Source organism: Sinorhizobium alkalisoli (assembly GCF_008932245.1).
Lineage (GTDB): Bacteria > Pseudomonadota > Alphaproteobacteria > Rhizobiales > Rhizobiaceae > Sinorhizobium > Sinorhizobium alkalisoli.
The window spans coordinates 1087151-1103320 of the sequence record NZ_CP034909.1 but is presented as its reverse complement, the minus strand read 5'-3'; the positions used below and the strand labels follow the sequence as shown (position 1 = coordinate 1103320).

Genomic DNA, 16170 nt, shown 5'->3' with positions numbered 1-16170 from the left:
CCTTTTGGGTTTTTACCCTAATGGGCCTATCCGTTAGAGACCGGTGGAAACGTCGATGGACTGACCCTCGGCGAGCGTTACGATCGCCTTCTTCACGTCCTTCTGTTTTCCGGCGAAGCCGCGGAAGCGCTTCAGCTTGCCCTTGCGGACGAGCGTGTTCACGGCCGTGACCTTCACACCGAACAGAGCTTCGACGGCAGCCTTGATCTCAGGCTTCGACGCGCCCTTGGCGACATTGAAGACGACCTGGTTCTGTTCGGAAACCAGCGTCGACTTTTCGGTGATCGAGGGAGACACGATCACGTCATAGTGGCGAAGATCCGTCATTTGAACCGCTCCTCCAGAGCTTCCACGGCGGCCTTGGAAAGCACGAGCTTGCCACGGCGCAGAATGTCGTAAACATTGATGCCCTGAACCGGCAGAACGTCCACGTTCGGGATGTTCTGGGCTGCGAGCTTGAAGTTGCTCTCGATCTCGGCGCCGCCGATGATCAGGGCATTAGTGAGGCCGAGCGAAGCAAATGCGCCGGCGAGTGCCTTCGTCTTTGCTTCTTTGGCGATGAGATCGTCGAGGACGATGATCTCTTCAGCCTTCAACTTTGCCGACAGTGCGTGGCGCAGGCCGAGCGCGCGAACCTTTTTCGGCAGGTCGTGCGCATGGCTGCGGACGACCGGGCCATGGGCCTTGCCGCCGCCGCGGAACTGCGGAGCGCGAGCGGAATGGTGACGAGCGCGGCCCGTACCCTTCTGCTTGTACATCTTGGCGCCGGTGCGGGAAACTTCGGCGCGGCCCTTGGCCTTGTGCGTACCCTGCTGGCGCTTGGCAAGCTGCCAGCGAATGACGCGGGCGATGATGTCTTCACGGGGTTCGAGGCCGAAAATGGCGTCAGAAAGGGAAACCTTTCCCGCGTCCTTGCCCTCGAGGGTTTTGACGGTGAGATCCATTATTCGGCTCCCTTACTTCGATGCTGCAGCACGCAGACCGGCCGGGCGCGGAGCGCCATCCGGAGTGCCCGACTTGATTGCGTCGCGGACGACGATCCAGGCGCCCTTGGAGCCCGGGACTGCGCCCTTGACCAGGATCAGGCCACGGTCTTCGTCGGTCGATACGACTTCCAGGTTCTGCGTCGTCACGCGCGTCTGGCCCATGTGACCAGCCATGCGCTTGCCCTTCCAGACGCGGCCCGGATCCTGGTTGGAGCCGGTCGAACCATGCGAGCGGTGCGAAACGGATACGCCGTGCGTGGCGCGAAGGCCGCCGAAATTGTGGCGCTTGATGGCGCCGGCAAAGCCCTTACCGATCGTCGTGCCGGTTACGTCCACCAGCTGCCCGGCGACGAAATGGCTGGCCGTCAGTTCGGCGCCGATTTCGATCATGTTGTCGGCGCTGACGCGGAACTCGACAAGCTTCGCCTTCGGCTCGACGCTCGCAGCGGCAAAATGGCCGCGCAGAGCCTTCGTCGTATTCTTGACCTTCGAACGGCCGGCACCCAGCTGGACCGCGGTATAGCCGTTCTTGTCTTCCGTGCGGTGGGCCACGACCTGGCAGCTCTCCAGCCGCAATACTGTTACCGGGATATGCTCGCCGGCGTCGTTGTAGACGCGGGTCATTCCCACTTTCTGTGCAATCACACCTGAACGCATCGGTTCACGCCTCTTGTTTAGGGTTCCCGTCCGGCGCATTCCTGCACCTTCCGGTTTCCTGTTCCTGGAAGCCGTTGGAGAAACTCCACGTACCTTCCTTGTTATTTCGGCTTGCGCCGGACCTTAGAGCTTGATCTCGACGTCGACGCCAGCGGCCAGATCCAACTTCATCAGCGCATCAACCGTCTGGGGGGTCGGATCAACGATATCGAGAAGACGCTTATGGGTGCGCATCTCAAACTGTTCGCGGCTCTTCTTGTCGATATGCGGCGACCGGTTGACCGTGAATTTTTCAATCCGGGTCGGAAGCGGCACGGGCCCACGCACACTCGCACCGGTGCGCTTGGCCGTCGACACGATTTCGCGCGTGGAGGCATCGAGGATCCGGTGATCAAACGCCTTGAGGCGGATGCGGATATTCTGGCCGTTCATTCGACTTGTCCTTGCTCGTGTTTCCGGTGTGCCTCAGGGCACACGTTCAAAACTTCTGAAATTCGTTTCGCTTGCGCCGCTTCTTTTCAAAAATCGCAGGGACATGGGCGACCATGTCCCTGCCGAAACGGCCAAGCCGTTTTCTTCTTACTTGATGATCGAGGCGACGATGCCGGCGCCGACGGTGCGGCCGCCTTCGCGGATCGCGAAGCGCAGCTTTTCTTCCATCGCGATCGGCACGATCAGCTCGACGTCGACCGTCACGTTGTCGCCCGGCATCACCATCTCCGTGCCTTCCGGCAGCGTCACCACGCCGGTCACGTCCGTCGTGCGGAAGTAGAACTGCGGACGGTAGTTGGTGAAGAACGGCGTATGACGGCCACCCTCTTCCTTCGTCAGGATGTAGGCCTCGGCCTTGAACTTCGTGTGCGGCATGACCGAACCCGGCTTGCACAGGATCTGGCCGCGCTCGACGCCGTTGCGGTCGATACCGCGCAGCAGCGCACCGATGTTGTCGCCGGCCTGGCCCTGGTCGAGCAGCTTGCGGAACATTTCAACGCCCGTGCAGGTCGTCTTCGTCGTCGGACGGATGCCGACGATCTCGACTTCCTCACCGACCTTGACGATGCCGCGCTCGACACGGCCGGTCACCACCGTGCCACGGCCCGAGATCGAGAACACGTCTTCGATCGGCATCAGGAACGGCTGATCGATCGGACGCTCCGGCGTCGGGATGTAGGCGTCGACCGCTTCCATCAGCTCGCGGATCGCGTCTTCGCCGATCTTCTTGTCGGAGTCTTCGAGTGCGGCCAGCGCCGAACCCTTGATGATCGGAATGTCGTCGCCCGGGAATTCGTAGGACGACAGCAGTTCGCGCACTTCCAGCTCGACGAGCTCGAGCAGCTCGGCGTCGTCGACCTGGTCGACCTTGTTCAGGAACACGACGATCGCCGGAACGCCAACCTGGCGGGCGAGCAGGATGTGTTCGCGCGTCTGCGGCATCGGGCCGTCGGCGGCCGAGACGACCAGGATCGCGCCGTCCATCTGCGCCGCACCGGTGATCATGTTCTTGACGTAGTCGGCGTGGCCGGGGCAGTCGACGTGCGCATAGTGACGGTTCGGCGTCTCGTATTCGACGTGCGCCGTCGAAATCGTGATGCCGCGGGCCTTCTCTTCCGGCGCCGCGTCGATCTGGTCATACGCCTTGAACTCGCCGAAATACTTCGTGATCGCTGCAGTCAGCGACGTCTTGCCATGGTCAACGTGGCCAATCGTGCCAATGTTGACGTGCGGCTTGTTGCGCTCGAATTTGCTCTTTGCCATTTTCGGCTCTCCGTTTCCTGATCCCTAGAGGGGAAATCTTTTCATTCTGTTTCAGTGCTGGGGTATTCCGGTCACTTCTGACCGGAATACTTCGCCTGGATTTCCTGCGCGACGTTCGACGGAACCGGCGCGTAGTGATCGAACAGCATCGTGTACTGAGCGCGGCCCTGCGACATCGAACGCAGGTTGTCCACGTACTTGAACATGTTCGCGAGCGGCACGTGGGCGTTGATCACCACGGCCACGCCGCGCGACTCCTGGCCCTGGATCTGGCCACGGCGAGAGTTCAGGTCGCCGATCACGTCGCCGACGTAGTCTTCCGGCGTCACGACCTCGACCTTCATGATCGGCTCGAGGAGCTGAGCGCCGGCCTTCTTCGCTGCTTCGCGGAAGCAGGCGCGCGAAGCGATTTCGAAGGCCAGAACCGACGAGTCGACATCGTGGAAGGCACCATCGATGAGCGTCGCCTTGACGCCCAGCATCGGGAAGCCTGCGAGCGGACCCGACGACAGGACGCTTTCGATGCCCTTCTGAACACCCGGAATGTATTCCTTCGGAACCGCGCCGCCGACGATCTTGGATTCGAATACGAAGTCCTCGCCTTCCGGGTTCGGTTCAAAGACGATCTTGACGCGTGCGAACTGACCGGTACCACCGGACTGCTTCTTGTGCGTGTAGTCTTCTTCGTGCTGACGCGTGATCGTTTCGCGGTAGGCAACCTGCGGAGCACCGACGGATGCCTCGACCTTGAATTCGCGACGCATGCGGTCGACGATGATGTCGAGGTGAAGCTCGCCCATGCCGGCAATGATCGTCTGACCCGATTCCTCGTCGGTCTTGACGCGGAATGACGGATCTTCTGCAGCCAGACGGTTGAGCGCGAGGCCCATTTTTTCCTGGTCGCCCTTGGTCTTCGGCTCGATCGCGATCTGGATAACCGGCTCCGGGAATTCCATGCGCTCGAGGATAACCGGCTTCAGCGGATCGCAGAGCGTATCGCCAGTGGTGGTTTCCTTGAGACCCGCCAAGGCAACGATGTCGCCCGCATAGGCTTCCTCGATGTCTTCACGCGAATTGGAGTGCATCTGCAACATGCGGCCGACGCGCTCGCGCTTCTCCTTGACGGTGTTCATGACCGACGTGCCCTTTTCGAGCTTGCCGGAATAGATGCGGGCGAAAGTCAGCGAACCGACGAAGGGGTCGTTCATGATCTTGAACGCCAGCATCGACAGCGGCTCGTTGTCATCGGCCTTACGGCTGATTTCCGCGTCGGTCTTGACGTCGATGCCCTTGATCGCGGGAATGTCGATCGGCGACGGCAGGTAATCGACGACGGCGTCGAGCAGCGGCTGAACGCCCTTGTTCTTGAAGGCCGTGCCGCAGAACATCGGGTGGAACTTGACGTCGATGGTACCGCGACGGACGAGCTCACGGATCTTGTCGTTGTCCGGATAGGTGCCTTCGAGGTAGGCTTCCATCGCCGCTTCGTCGATCTCGACAACCGTCTCGATCAGCTTTTCGCGGTACTCCTCAGCCTTATCCTTCATGTCGGCCGGAATTTCGACCACATCCCACTGAGCACCGAGCGATTCGTCACGCCAGACAAGCGCGTTCATCTCGATCAGGTCGACAACGCCCTTGAACTCACTTTCAGCACCGATCGGCAGCTGCATGACGACGGCGGTCGCGCCGAGACGGGACTTGATCATCTCGACCGAGCGATAGAAATCGGCACCGGTCTTGTCCATCTTGTTGCAGAAGATCATGCGCGGAACATGATACTTCTCGGCCTGGCGCCAGACGGTTTCCGTCTGCGGCTCGACGCCGGCATTGGCATCGAGAAGGGCGATCGCGCCGTCGAGAACGCGCAGCGAACGCTCGACTTCGATGGTGAAGTCCACGTGGCCGGGGGTGTCGATGATGTTGAAGCGACGCATCTTGCCGTCACGGCCCTTCCAGAAGGTCGTGGTGGCTGCAGACGTGATCGTGATACCGCGCTCCTGCTCCTGCTCCATCCAGTCCATGGTCGCAGCGCCGTCATGGACTTCGCCGATCTTATGGGACTTGCCGGTGTAATAGAGGATGCGCTCGGTCGTCGTCGTCTTGCCGGCGTCAATATGCGCCATGATACCGAAATTTCGGTAATCTTCGATTTTATATTCGCGAGCCATGGGTGACTGCCTTTCGAGACGTAATTCGTATTACCAGCGGTAGTGCGAGAACGCGCGGTTGGCATCCGCCATCTTGTGCGTGTCTTCGCGCTTCTTCACGGCGCTGCCGCGGTTGTTCGCCGCATCCATGAGTTCGCCGCAGAGGCGATCGACCATGGTCGTTTCATTGCGCTTGCGCGCAGCGGCAATCAGCCAGCGGATAGCAAGCGCCTGACGACGCTCCGGACGGACATCGACCGGAACCTGGTAGGTGGCACCACCGACGCGACGCGAACGCACTTCGACGTGCGGAGCAATGTTGTCGAGCGCAGAGTGGAAGACGGCAACCGGTTCCTGCTTCAGCTTCGCCTGCACTGCATCGAAGGCACCGTAGACGATGCTCTCCGCAACGGACTTCTTGCCGTCCAGCATGATTGCGTTCATGAACTTCGTGACGACCAGATCACCGAACTTCGGGTCCGGGTTGATCTCACGCTTTTCTGCTCTGTGACGTCGGGACATACTTCTCGTCTCTCAACTTTATATCTTGTGACCAGCGAAATGGCGCCGGTTGCGATGTTATTTCGGACGCTTCGCGCCGTACTTCGAACGACGCTGCTTACGGTTCTTCACACCCTGCGTATCGAGAACGCCGCGGATGATGTGGTAACGAACACCCGGAAGGTCCTTCACGCGACCGCCGCGGATCATGACGACGGAGTGTTCCTGAAGGTTGTGGCCTTCACCGGGAATGTAGCCAATCACTTCGAAGCCGTTCGTCAGGCGGATCTTTGCAACCTTACGCAGAGCCGAGTTCGGCTTCTTCGGGGTCGTCGTGTAGACGCGAGTGCAAACGCCGCGCTTCTGCGGGTTCTCCTGCAGAGCAGGAACCTTGTTGCGCTTTACCTGTGCCTGACGTGGCTTGCGGATCAGCTGGTTTACGGTAGGCATGTAACCATCCCTTGCAAAAACTTTGTCACGTTACCCTTTCGGGCGGATCGTTGCCGTCGCCGGCGGTATCGAACGCCTATGAAATGCGCAAAACGAGGGCCGATCCGCCGTTTCGCAGATGGCCCCATCAAATGCAGAGGACGCACTATTTCGAGCGTCTTGCGTGCAGCATTTTTGTCTTCAGCGTGCGTTTTGAACCTTGTTTGAGGCGAACTCCAGAACGCGACGTTCCGAACCAGCCAGCCTCACATGGGCTCTGATGCGGCGGGGTGTAATGTTTTCAGGGCGATCCGTCAAGGGCAATTAACAACTAATCTCGCCGCTGCAGCCCTGATATGCCTGAAAAACAAGGCTTTGCGGCGCGGAATGCCCCGCGGCGGCACGCGGACGCCCAATGACGGTGCCAAACACGGCCATCATCAGGGAATCGGCCGTTCCCCCCAGGTATTCCGCCGCCTCGATTCGGCGCTTGCCTCGGCGTCGCCTGCCTCCCGCATGTTTTCTCAAATCGATCGCGACTCAAGGACAAAAACATGCGGCAATCCGAAATGCTCCAGCGATGTTCGCGCGTCCGATAGGACGCGCGGCGCTACAGTGAAATGCCGCGCCGCCTCGCTATTTTCCTTCGCAAGCCCATGTAAACCGGACTAAGCTGGGCGTCACTTCAAGAAGGACCTTTCCATGACTTTCACTCCCGACAACGACAATTTGGCCGAAGAGCCGCTGATCTTCATCATTATCGGGCGGGCTTACGAGACCGGCGACGCCAACGGCATTGAGATTCACGTGATGCTGCAGGCGCCGGATGACGACACGGCCGTGCGGGAGGCGCTCAATGCGCTGGCGGAGGAAGGCTTTTTCCAGGCAGATCTCGACCAGATCGGCACCATGACCGACGTTCCAGACGAGGAACCGCACGCCTCCGCCTATCAGGGTGCCCTCGAAGGCGAGGTCTCGATCATTCGCTTCAACTGATCGCAGCCGCCAACCGGCGGATGGAAGACAAAGAGGCCGCCCGGCGCAAGCCGGGCGGCCTCTTTCATTCTTGACGCAGGGCGATGACCGCCCCCCAACTCCAACAGGTCACTCCGCCGCGGCGTTCTCGTTCGCCATGTCGGCGAGCATCGGTGTCGCGGCATCCGCGCCCGTGCCCTTGCGACGCTCTTCGAGGATGAGCTCGTCGCGCGCCGTCGCGATGCGACGGATCTGCGTCATCGTACCGCCCGTGCCGGCCGGGATGAGACGGCCGACGATGACGTTCTCCTTGAGACCCTGCAGGCCGTCCGTCTTGCCGGCAACCGCCGCTTCGGTCAGGACCTTGGTGGTTTCCTGGAACGAAGCGGCCGAGATGAAGGACGGCGTCTGCAGTGATGCCTTGGTGATGCCGAGAAGGACCGGCTCGCCGGAGGCGGGCTTCTTGCCTTCCTCGATCAGCGCATCATTGACGTCCTCGAGTTCGATGCGGTCGACATTGTCGCCGACGATATAGGTCGAGTCGCCAGCATCGGTGATTTCGACCTTCTGCAGCATCTGCCGGACGATGACCTCGATGTGCTTGTCGTTGATGACAACGCCCTGCAGGCGATAGACTTCCTGGATCTCGTTGACGAGGTAGGAAGCAAGCGCTTCCACGCCCTTGATCGCCAGGATGTCATGGGGCGCCGGGTTGCCGTCGAGGATGTAGTCGCCCTTCTCGATATAGTCGCCATCCTGAAGATGGAAGGGCTTGCCCTTCGGGATCAGGTATTCGACCGGCTCGACACCGTCTTCCGCCGGCTCGATCAGCACGCGACGCTTGTTCTTGTAGTCGCGGCCGAAACGAACCGTGCCGTCGATCTCGGCGATGATGGCGTGATCCTTCGGGCGACGCGCCTCGAACAGTTCGGCAACGCGCGGCAGACCACCGGTGATGTCCTTGGTCTTGGCGCTTTCAAGCGGCGAACGCGCAAGAACGTCACCCTGGCTGACCTTTTGCCCCGGCTCGACGGACAGGATCGCGTCGACCGAGAGCATGAACCGGGCCTCGCCGCCGCGGGCAAGCTTGGCAATGTTGCCGTTCTTGTCCTTGATGACGATCGCAGGCTTCAGGTCCGTACCGCGCGGCGTCGAGCGCCAGTCGATGACCTGGCGCTTGGTGATGCCGGTCGACTCGTCGGTCGATTCCAGAACCGAGATCCCGTCGACCACGTCTTCGAAGTGAACGGTACCTTCCACTTCCGTCATCATCGGACGGGTGTAGGGGTCCCACTCGGCGAGGCGCTGGCCGCGCTTCACCTTGTCGCCATCGTCGACGAAGATCTTCGAGCCATAGGCGACGCGCTGCGAGGAACGCTCGACACCGCGCTCATCCAGAATCTGGATCGCCATGTTGCGGCCCATGGCGACGAGTACGCCTTCGGAATTGCGCAGCATGTTCCGGTTCTTGATCTGAACCGTGCCTTCATAGGAGGCTTCCAGGAACGACTGGTCGACCACGGTCGCCGTACCACCCAGGTGGAAGGTTCGCATGGTGAGCTGCGTGCCCGGCTCCCCGATGGACTGCGCCGCGATGACGCCGACGGCCTCGCCCATATTGACCGGCGTACCCCGAGCCAGGTCGCGACCGTAGCAGACGCCGCAGACACCGGTCTGGATTTCGCAAGTCAGAGCCGAGCGAATGCGGACGGACTGGATGCCGGCCTTCTCGATCTCGACGACATCGGCTTCCAGGATCATCTTGCCGGCATCGACGATGCGCTCGCCGGTGACCGGGTTGTCGATGTTGTCAAGCGCGGTACGGCCGAGGATACGCTGGCCGAGCGACGCCACGACCTGACCCGCATCGACGATCGCCGTCATGGTGAGGCCCTTTTCGGTACCGCAATCCGTGTGCGTGACGATGCAGTCCTGCGCCACATCGACAAGACGACGCGTGAGGTAGCCGGAGTTCGCGGTCTTCAAGGCGGTGTCGGCCAGCCCCTTGCGGGCACCGTGGGTCGAGTTGAAGTACTCGTTCACGGTCAGGCCTTCCTTGAAGTTCGAGATGATCGGCGTTTCGATGATCTCACCCGACGGCTTCGCCATCAGGCCGCGCATCCCGCCGAGCTGGCGCATCTGGTTCGGAGAACCACGAGCACCCGAGTGCGACATCATGTAGATCGAGTTCATCGGCTTCTGACGGCCGCTATCGTCGAACTCGACCGCCTTGATGCGCGCCATCATCTCCTCGGCGACCTTCTCGGTCGCCTTGCCCCAGGCGTCGACGACCTTGTTGTACTTCTCGCCCTGGGTAATGAGGCCGTCATTGTACTGCTGCTCGTATTCCTTCACGAGCGCTTCGGTATCGCCGACGATCTTCACCTTGGTGTCCGGGATCACCATGTCGTCCTTGCCGAAGGAAATACCGGCGCGGCAGGCATGCGAGAAGCCGAGCTGCATGATCCGGTCGCAGAAGATAACCGTGTCCTTCTGGCCGCAATGGCGGTAGACCGTGTCGATCATCTTGGAGATGTTCTTCTTGGTCATCTCCTGATTGCAGATGTCGAAGGGAATGTTCGGGTTCTTCGGCAGCAGCTCACCGATGATCATGCGGCCGGGCGTCGTTTCAAAGATCTTCGAAACCGGGTTGCCCTCGGCGTCGACGCTCTTGTAACGGCCGCGGATCTTGGCGTGAAGGGTGACGGCCTTGGTCTCCAGCGCATGGTGCAGTTCGCCCATGTCGGAGAAGGCCATGCCTTCGCCCGGCTCGTTCTGGTTCAGGATCGAGAGATAATAGAGACCGAGAACCATGTCCTGCGACGGAACAATGATCGGCGCACCGTTTGCCGGATGCAGAATGTTGTTGGTCGACATCATCAGCACGCGGGCTTCGAGCTGCGCTTCGAGCGACAGCGGCACGTGAACGGCCATCTGGTCGCCGTCGAAGTCGGCGTTGAAGGCGGTGCAGACGAGCGGGTGCAACTGGATCGCCTTGCCTTCGACCAGGATAGGCTCGAAGGCCTGGATGCCCAGGCGGTGCAGCGTCGGCGCACGGTTCAGAAGTACTGGATGCTCGCGGATGACCTCGTCGAGAATATCCCAGACTTCCGGCTTTTCCTTTTCGACCAGCTTCTTGGCCTGTTTGACGGTCGAGGAGTAGCCCTTCGCGTCGAGGCGGGCGTAGATGAACGGCTTGAAGAGCTCGAGCGCCATCTTCTTCGGCAGGCCGCACTGGTGCAGCTTCAGCTCCGGACCGGTCACGATGACCGAACGGCCGGAATAGTCGACGCGCTTGCCGAGCAGGTTCTGGCGGAAGCGGCCCTGCTTGCCCTTGAGCATATCGGAGAGCGACTTCAGCGGACGCTTGTTGGCGCCGGTGATCACGCGGCCGCGGCGGCCGTTGTCGAACAGCGCATCGACGGATTCCTGCAGCATGCGCTTTTCGTTGCGGATGATGATCCCCGGCGCACGCAGCTCGATCAGCCGCTTTAGACGGTTGTTTCGGTTGATGACGCGGCGGTAGAGATCGTTGAGGTCGGAGGTCGCGAAACGGCCGCCGTCGAGCGGCACCAGCGGACGCAGGTCCGGCGGGATCACGGGAACGACCTTCATGATCATCCACTCCGGACGATTGCCGGATTCCATGAAGTTCTCGACGATCTTCAGCCGCTTCATCAGCTTCTTCTGCTTCAGATCGGATGTCGTTTCAGCCATTTCCGCGCGCAGATCGCCGGCAATCTTCTCGAGATTCATCGAAGCGAGCATCTCGTAGATCGCCTCGGCGCCGATCATGGCCGTGAACTGGTCCTCGCCGAACTCGTCGACGGCGATCATGTACTCTTCTTCGGAGAGGAGCTGGTTTTCCTTGAGCGACGTCAGGCCCGGCTCGGTGACGATGTAGTTCTCGAAATAGAGAACGCGCTCGATGTCCTTCAGCGTCATGTCGAGCAGGGTCGCGATGCGGCTCGGCAGCGACTTCAGGAACCAGATGTGGGCAACCGGGGCGGCGAGCTCGATATGGCCCATGCGCTCGCGGCGTACGCGCGACAGCGTGACTTCGACGCCGCACTTTTCGCAGATGATGCCCTTGTACTTCATGCGCTTGTACTTGCCGCACAAGCACTCGTAGTCCTTGATCGGTCCGAAGATGCGGGCGCAGAACAGACCATCGCGCTCCGGCTTGAAGGTCCGGTAGTTGATCGTCTCCGGTTTCTTGATCTCACCGTAAGACCAGGAAAGAATCTTCTCCGGCGACGCGATCGAAATCCGGATGGAATCGAAGGTCTGTGCAGGCACCTGCGGATTGAAAAGATTCATGACCTCTTGGTTCATGCCTGTCTCCTTTGCGGGCATTACGCCCTGAGCTTGGCGAGGGTGCCGGCAAATCCCGGGCGCCGGCCCCTGCCCCATAAACGGCTAAAACCGCATCGCGTGCGGCCCTTTTCCTGCCGCGGGCAATCGAAATGCCCGGCGGCGGATACGGTGCGCGCCGCGCTCGCGGCACGCACCTGATGTCGTCTTACTCCGCTGCGTCCGGCAGTTGCGCCGTGGCGCCGAGGTCCTCGACCTTGGAATTCTCCAGCTCGACCGAGAGGCCCAGCGAGCGCATTTCCTTGACGAGAACGTTGAAGCTCTCCGGAATGCCCGCCTCGAACGTGTCGTCGCCACGGACGATCGCCTCGTAGACCTTGGTGCGGCCGGCCACGTCGTCCGACTTGACCGTCAGCATTTCCTGGAGCGTGTAGGCAGCACCGTAGGCTTCCAGAGCCCAGACCTCCATTTCGCCGAAACGCTGGCCGCCGAACTGCGCCTTGCCGCCGAGCGGCTGCTGGGTAACGAGCGAGTACGGACCGATCGAGCGAGCGTGGATCTTGTCGTCGACCAGGTGGTTGAGCTTCAACATATAGATGTAGCCCACGGTCACCTGGCGGTCGAACTGGTCCCCGGTGCGTCCGTCGTAGAGTGTCGACTGACCGGTCACCTTGAGGCCCGCCTGCTCCAGCATTTCGTTGACGTCCGCTTCGACAGCACCGTCGAAGACCGGCGTTGCGATCGAAACGCCTCGGCGGGTCTGCTCGGCGAGTCGAACGATCGATTCGTCGTCGTAATGCTTGATCGGCTCGCCTTTCGGACCGGAACCGATGACACTGTCGATGGTGTCGCGCAACGGCTGGATATCAGCGCCCGCCTTATACGCATCGAGCATCGCTCCGATCTTCTTGCCCATGCCGGCGCAAGCCCAGCCGAGATGCGTCTCCAGGATCTGGCCGACGTTCATGCGCGACGGCACGCCGAGCGGGTTCAGCACTACGTCGACATGCGTACCGTCTTCAAGGAACGGCATGTCTTCGATCGGCACGATCCGCGACACGACACCCTTGTTGCCGTGACGGCCGGCCATCTTGTCGCCCGGCTGGATCTTGCGCTTCACCGCGACGAAGACCTTGACCATCTTCATGACGCCCGGAGGCATCTCGTCGCCGCGCTGGACCTTCTCGACCTTGTCCATGAAGCGCTGTTCAAGGCGCGACTTGGACTCGTCGTATTGGGCGCGAAGGGCTTCGATTTCGCCCTGGGCCTTCTCGTCCTCGACGGCAAACATCCACCACTGCGAGCGCGGATATTCGCTGACGACGGCGTTCGAAAGCTCGGTGCCCTTCTTGAAGCCCTTCGGGCCGGCGACGGCAACGTGACCGCGCAACATGTCGATCAGACGCGCATAGACGTTGCGATCGAGGATCGCCTGTTCGTCGTCGCGGTCCTTGGCAAGCCGTTCGATCTCCTCGCGCTCGATCGCCATCGCGCGTTCGTCCTTCTCCACGCCGTGGCGGTTGAAGACGCGCACTTCGACGATCGTGCCGAAGGTGCCGGGCGGCATGCGCATGGACGTGTCGCGCACGTCGGACGCCTTTTCGCCGAAGATGGCGCGCAGAAGCTTCTCTTCCGGCGTCATCGGGCTTTCGCCCTTCGGCGTGATCTTGCCGACGAGGATGTCACCCGGCTGGACCTCGGCCCCGATGTAGACGATGCCGGCCTCGTCGAGGTTCTTCAGCGCCTCTTCCGACACGTTCGGAATGTCGCGCGTGATTTCTTCCGGACCAAGCTTGGTGTCACGCGCCATCACCTCGAACTCCTCGATGTGGATGGAGGTGAACACGTCGTCGCGCACGATCCGCTCGGAAAGCAGGATCGAGTCCTCGTAGTTGTAGCCGTTCCACGGCATGAAAGCGACGAGCGCATTGCGGCCGAGCGCCAGATCGCCGAGATCGGTCGAGGGACCGTCTGCGATGATATCGCCCTTGTTGACAGCGTCGCCGACCGTGACCAGCGGACGCTGGTTGACGCAGGTGTTCTGGTTCGACCGCTGGAACTTCTGCAGGCGGTAGATATCGACGCCCGACTTCGACGGGTCGAGGTCTTCGGTGGCGCGAATAACGATACGCGTCGCATCGACCTGGTCGACGATGCCGCCACGGCGGGCGGCGATCGCGGCGCCGGAATCGCGAGCCACGACCGACTCCATGCCGGTGCCGACGAACGGCGCCTCGGCTCTCAGAAGCGGCACGGCCTGACGCTGCATGTTCGATCCCATGAGCGCACGGTTGGCGTCGTCGTTCTCGAGGAACGGGATGAGCGCGGCAGCAACCGAAACGAGCTGCTTCGGCGAAACGTCCATCAGGTTGATGTTGTCGCGCGGCGCCAGCATGACTTCGCCGGCATGGCGGCAGACGACGAATTCCTCCGCAAAGGAACCGTCATCGTCAAGGACCGAGTTCGCCTGTGCGACGTGGTACTTGGCCTCTTCCATCGCCGAGAGATAGACCACGTCGTTCGTGACCTTGCCGTCGACGATCTTGCGGTACGGGCTCTCGATGAAGCCGTATTTGTTGACGCGGGCAAAGGTTGCGAGCGAGTTGATGAGACCGATGTTCGGACCTTCCGGCGTCTCGATCGGGCAGATGCGGCCGTAATGGGTCGGATGCACGTCGCGGACTTCGAAGCCGGCGCGCTCGCGCGTCAGACCGCCCGGGCCGAGAGCCGAAAGGCGGCGCTTATGGGTGATTTCCGAAAGCGGGTTCACCTGGTCCATGAACTGCGAAAGCTGCGAGGAACCGAAGAACTCGCGAACCGCGGCGGCTGCCGGCTTCGCGTTGATCAGGTCCTGTGGCATGACCGTGTCGATCTCGATCGAGGACATGCGCTCCTTGATGGCCCGTTCCATGCGTAGGAGACCCAGGCGATACTGGTTCTCCATCAGTTCGCCGACCGAGCGGACGCGGCGGTTGCCGAGATTGTCGATGTCGTCGATCTCGCCCTTGCCGTCGCGCAGTTCGACGAGCATCTTGACGACCGCCAGGATGTCTTCCTTGCGCAGCGTACGAACCGTATCCGGGACGTCGAGGTCCAGACGCATGTTCATCTTGACGCGGCCGACGGCGGAAAGATCGTAACGTTCCGCATCGAAGAACAGCGCGTTGAACATGGCTTCCGCCGAATCCATGGTCGGCGGTTCGCCCGGACGCATGACGCGGTAGATGTCGAAGAGCGCATCCTGCCGGTTTTCGTTCTTGTCGGCGGCAAGCGTGTTACGGATATAGGCGCCGACATTAATGTGGTCGATATCGAGAACCGGGATCTCGTCGAAGCCAGCCTCGAGGATGACCGGAAGCGTCTTTTCGTCGATCTCGTCGCCGGCTTCCAGGTAGATCTCGCCGGTTTCGACGTTGACCACGTCCTCGGCAAGATAGTTGCCGTAGAGATCGTCGTCGGTCGCCTTCAGCGCCTTCAGGCCCTTATCCTGCAACTGCCGCAGCAGACGCGGCGTCAGCTTTTTGCCACCCTCGACCACGACTTCGCCGGTATCGGCGTCGATCATGTCGGTAACCGCCTTCTGGCCCTTCAGCGCATCCGGCTGGAACGGCACGCGCCAGCCATCACCGTCGCGCTGGTACAGCGAGCTGGTGTAGAAGGTATCGAGGATTTCCTCGCCATCCATGCCGAGTGCCATCAGCAGCGACGTCACCGGAATCTTGCGGCGGCGGTCGATGCGGGCGTGGACGATGTCCTTGGCGTCGAACTCGATGTCGAGCCAGGAACCGCGATAGGGAATGACGCGCGCGGCGAAGAGCAGCTTGCCGGACGAATGGCTCTTGCCCTTGTCATGATCGAAGAAGACGCCCGGGGACCGGTGCATCTGCGAGACGATGACGCGCTCGGTGCCATTGACGATGAAGGTACCGTTGTCCGTCATGAGCGGCATGTCGCCCATGTAGACGTTCTGTTCCTTGATGTCCTTGATCGACTTGGCGCCCGTATCCTCGTCGATATCGAACACGATCAGGCGCAGTGTCACCTTCAGCGGCGCCGCATAGGTCAGATCGCGCTGGCGGCACTCTTCGACGTCGAACTTCGGCGGTTCGAATTCGTAGGATACGAATTCGAGCATAGAAGCACCCGAGAAATCCTTGATCGGAAATACCGACTTGAAAACGGCTTGAAGTCCCTCATCCGGACGCCCGCCTGCGGGCTCTTCCACCATGAGGAACTGGTCGTAAGACGCCTTCTGAACCTCGATGAGGTTCGGCATCTCCGCGACTTCTGGAATCTTACCAAAAAACTTGCGTACGCGCCTGCGACCGTTAAACGAAAGGGTCTGAGCCATCGTCGCTCCTTGTCAATCTTGCATCCGGGCCTGCAACGGACGGGAACCGATG

11 protein-coding genes are annotated in these 16170 nt (G+C 61.1%); 1 reads left to right on the top strand and 10 read right to left on the bottom strand.

All coding sequences use genetic code 11. The features are described from left to right. Positions 1-33 precede the first annotated feature (33 nt). The 8 genes from EKH55_RS05425 to rpsL form a co-directional block, all read right to left on the bottom strand. Positions 34-327 carry a 50S ribosomal protein L23 gene (locus EKH55_RS05425; RefSeq protein ID WP_034859451.1) on the bottom strand — a complete coding sequence of 98 codons (294 nt, stop codon included), beginning with the start codon at positions 325-327 and terminating at the stop codon, positions 34-36. After that, positions 324-944 carry a 50S ribosomal protein L4 gene (gene rplD, locus EKH55_RS05420; protein ID WP_069457938.1) on the bottom strand — a complete coding sequence of 207 codons (621 nt, stop codon included), beginning with the start codon at positions 942-944 and terminating at the stop codon, positions 324-326. The genes EKH55_RS05425 and rplD overlap by 4 nt, the downstream gene beginning before the upstream one ends. A 12-nt stretch (positions 945-956) precedes the next feature. Further along, positions 957-1643: a 50S ribosomal protein L3 gene (rplC, locus tag EKH55_RS05415; protein ID WP_071023197.1), complete on the bottom strand. Its 687-nt coding sequence runs from the start codon at positions 1641-1643 to the stop codon at positions 957-959. A gap of 123 nt (positions 1644-1766) precedes the next feature. Beyond that, positions 1767-2075, bottom strand: coding sequence for a 30S ribosomal protein S10 (rpsJ, locus tag EKH55_RS05410; protein WP_003547547.1), 309 nt, complete (start codon positions 2073-2075; stop codon positions 1767-1769). A gap of 147 nt (positions 2076-2222) precedes the next feature. Then, on the bottom strand, positions 2223-3398 hold the full coding sequence (tuf, locus tag EKH55_RS05405) for an elongation factor Tu (RefSeq protein WP_069456381.1): 1176 nt from the start codon (positions 3396-3398) through the stop codon (positions 2223-2225). 71 nt (positions 3399-3469) lie between these two features. Beyond that, entirely contained in the window at positions 3470-5569 is a 2100-nt protein-coding gene (gene fusA / locus EKH55_RS05400; protein WP_069456487.1) for an elongation factor G, read from the bottom strand. Between the two features lie 30 nt (positions 5570-5599). Further along, positions 5600-6070, bottom strand: coding sequence for a 30S ribosomal protein S7 (rpsG, locus tag EKH55_RS05395; protein ID WP_034858889.1), 471 nt, complete (start codon positions 6068-6070; stop codon positions 5600-5602). 57 nt (positions 6071-6127) lie between these two features. Next, complete coding sequence (gene rpsL / locus EKH55_RS05390) at positions 6128-6499, bottom strand: 30S ribosomal protein S12 (protein WP_003507760.1); 372 nt, start codon at positions 6497-6499, stop codon at positions 6128-6130. Positions 6500-7180: 681 nt separating this feature from the next. Between rpsL and EKH55_RS05385 the strand changes: the two genes are divergently transcribed. After that, entirely contained in the window at positions 7181-7474 is a 294-nt protein-coding gene (locus tag EKH55_RS05385) for a transcriptional regulator (protein ID WP_069456486.1), read from the top strand. Positions 7475-7582: 108 nt separating this feature from the next. Here EKH55_RS05385 and rpoC read toward each other — a convergent pair whose 3' ends face one another. Beyond that, the gene (gene rpoC / locus EKH55_RS05380) at positions 7583-11788 is read right to left on the bottom strand and encodes a DNA-directed RNA polymerase subunit beta' (protein WP_069456485.1); all 4206 of its coding nucleotides are present in this window, start codon (positions 11786-11788) and stop codon (positions 7583-7585) included. A gap of 187 nt (positions 11789-11975) precedes the next feature. After that, a complete protein-coding gene (gene rpoB / locus EKH55_RS05375; RefSeq protein ID WP_069456484.1) occupies positions 11976-16118 on the bottom strand; it encodes a DNA-directed RNA polymerase subunit beta in 4143 nt (1380 codons plus the stop codon). Between the last annotated feature and the right edge of the window lie 52 nt (positions 16119-16170).

What these genes read in the sequence shown, in the direction of transcription:
- rpoB (WP_069456484.1), bottom strand. Translation starts at nt 16,118, where the DNA reads ATGGCTCAGACCCTTTCGTTTAACGGTCGCAGGCGCGTACGCAAGTTT.
- rpoC (WP_069456485.1), bottom strand. Translation starts at nt 11,788, where the DNA reads ATGAACCAAGAGGTCATGAATCTTTTCAATCCGCAGGTGCCTGCACAG.
- EKH55_RS05385 (WP_069456486.1), top strand. Translation starts at nt 7,181, where the DNA reads ATGACTTTCACTCCCGACAACGACAATTTGGCCGAAGAGCCGCTGATC.
- fusA (WP_069456487.1), bottom strand. Translation starts at nt 5,569, where the DNA reads ATGGCTCGCGAATATAAAATCGAAGATTACCGAAATTTCGGTATCATG.
- rpsJ (WP_003547547.1), bottom strand. Translation starts at nt 2,075, where the DNA reads ATGAACGGCCAGAATATCCGCATCCGCCTCAAGGCGTTTGATCACCGG.
- rpsG (WP_034858889.1), bottom strand. Translation starts at nt 6,070, where the DNA reads ATGTCCCGACGTCACAGAGCAGAAAAGCGTGAGATCAACCCGGACCCG.
- rplD (WP_069457938.1), bottom strand. Translation starts at nt 944, where the DNA reads ATGGATCTCACCGTCAAAACCCTCGAGGGCAAGGACGCGGGAAAGGTT.
- rplC (WP_071023197.1), bottom strand. Translation starts at nt 1,643, where the DNA reads ATGCGTTCAGGTGTGATTGCACAGAAAGTGGGAATGACCCGCGTCTAC.
- EKH55_RS05425 (WP_034859451.1), bottom strand. Translation starts at nt 327, where the DNA reads ATGACGGATCTTCGCCACTATGACGTGATCGTGTCTCCCTCGATCACC.
- rpsL (WP_003507760.1), bottom strand. Translation starts at nt 6,499, where the DNA reads ATGCCTACCGTAAACCAGCTGATCCGCAAGCCACGTCAGGCACAGGTA.
- tuf (WP_069456381.1), bottom strand. Translation starts at nt 3,398, where the DNA reads ATGGCAAAGAGCAAATTCGAGCGCAACAAGCCGCACGTCAACATTGGC.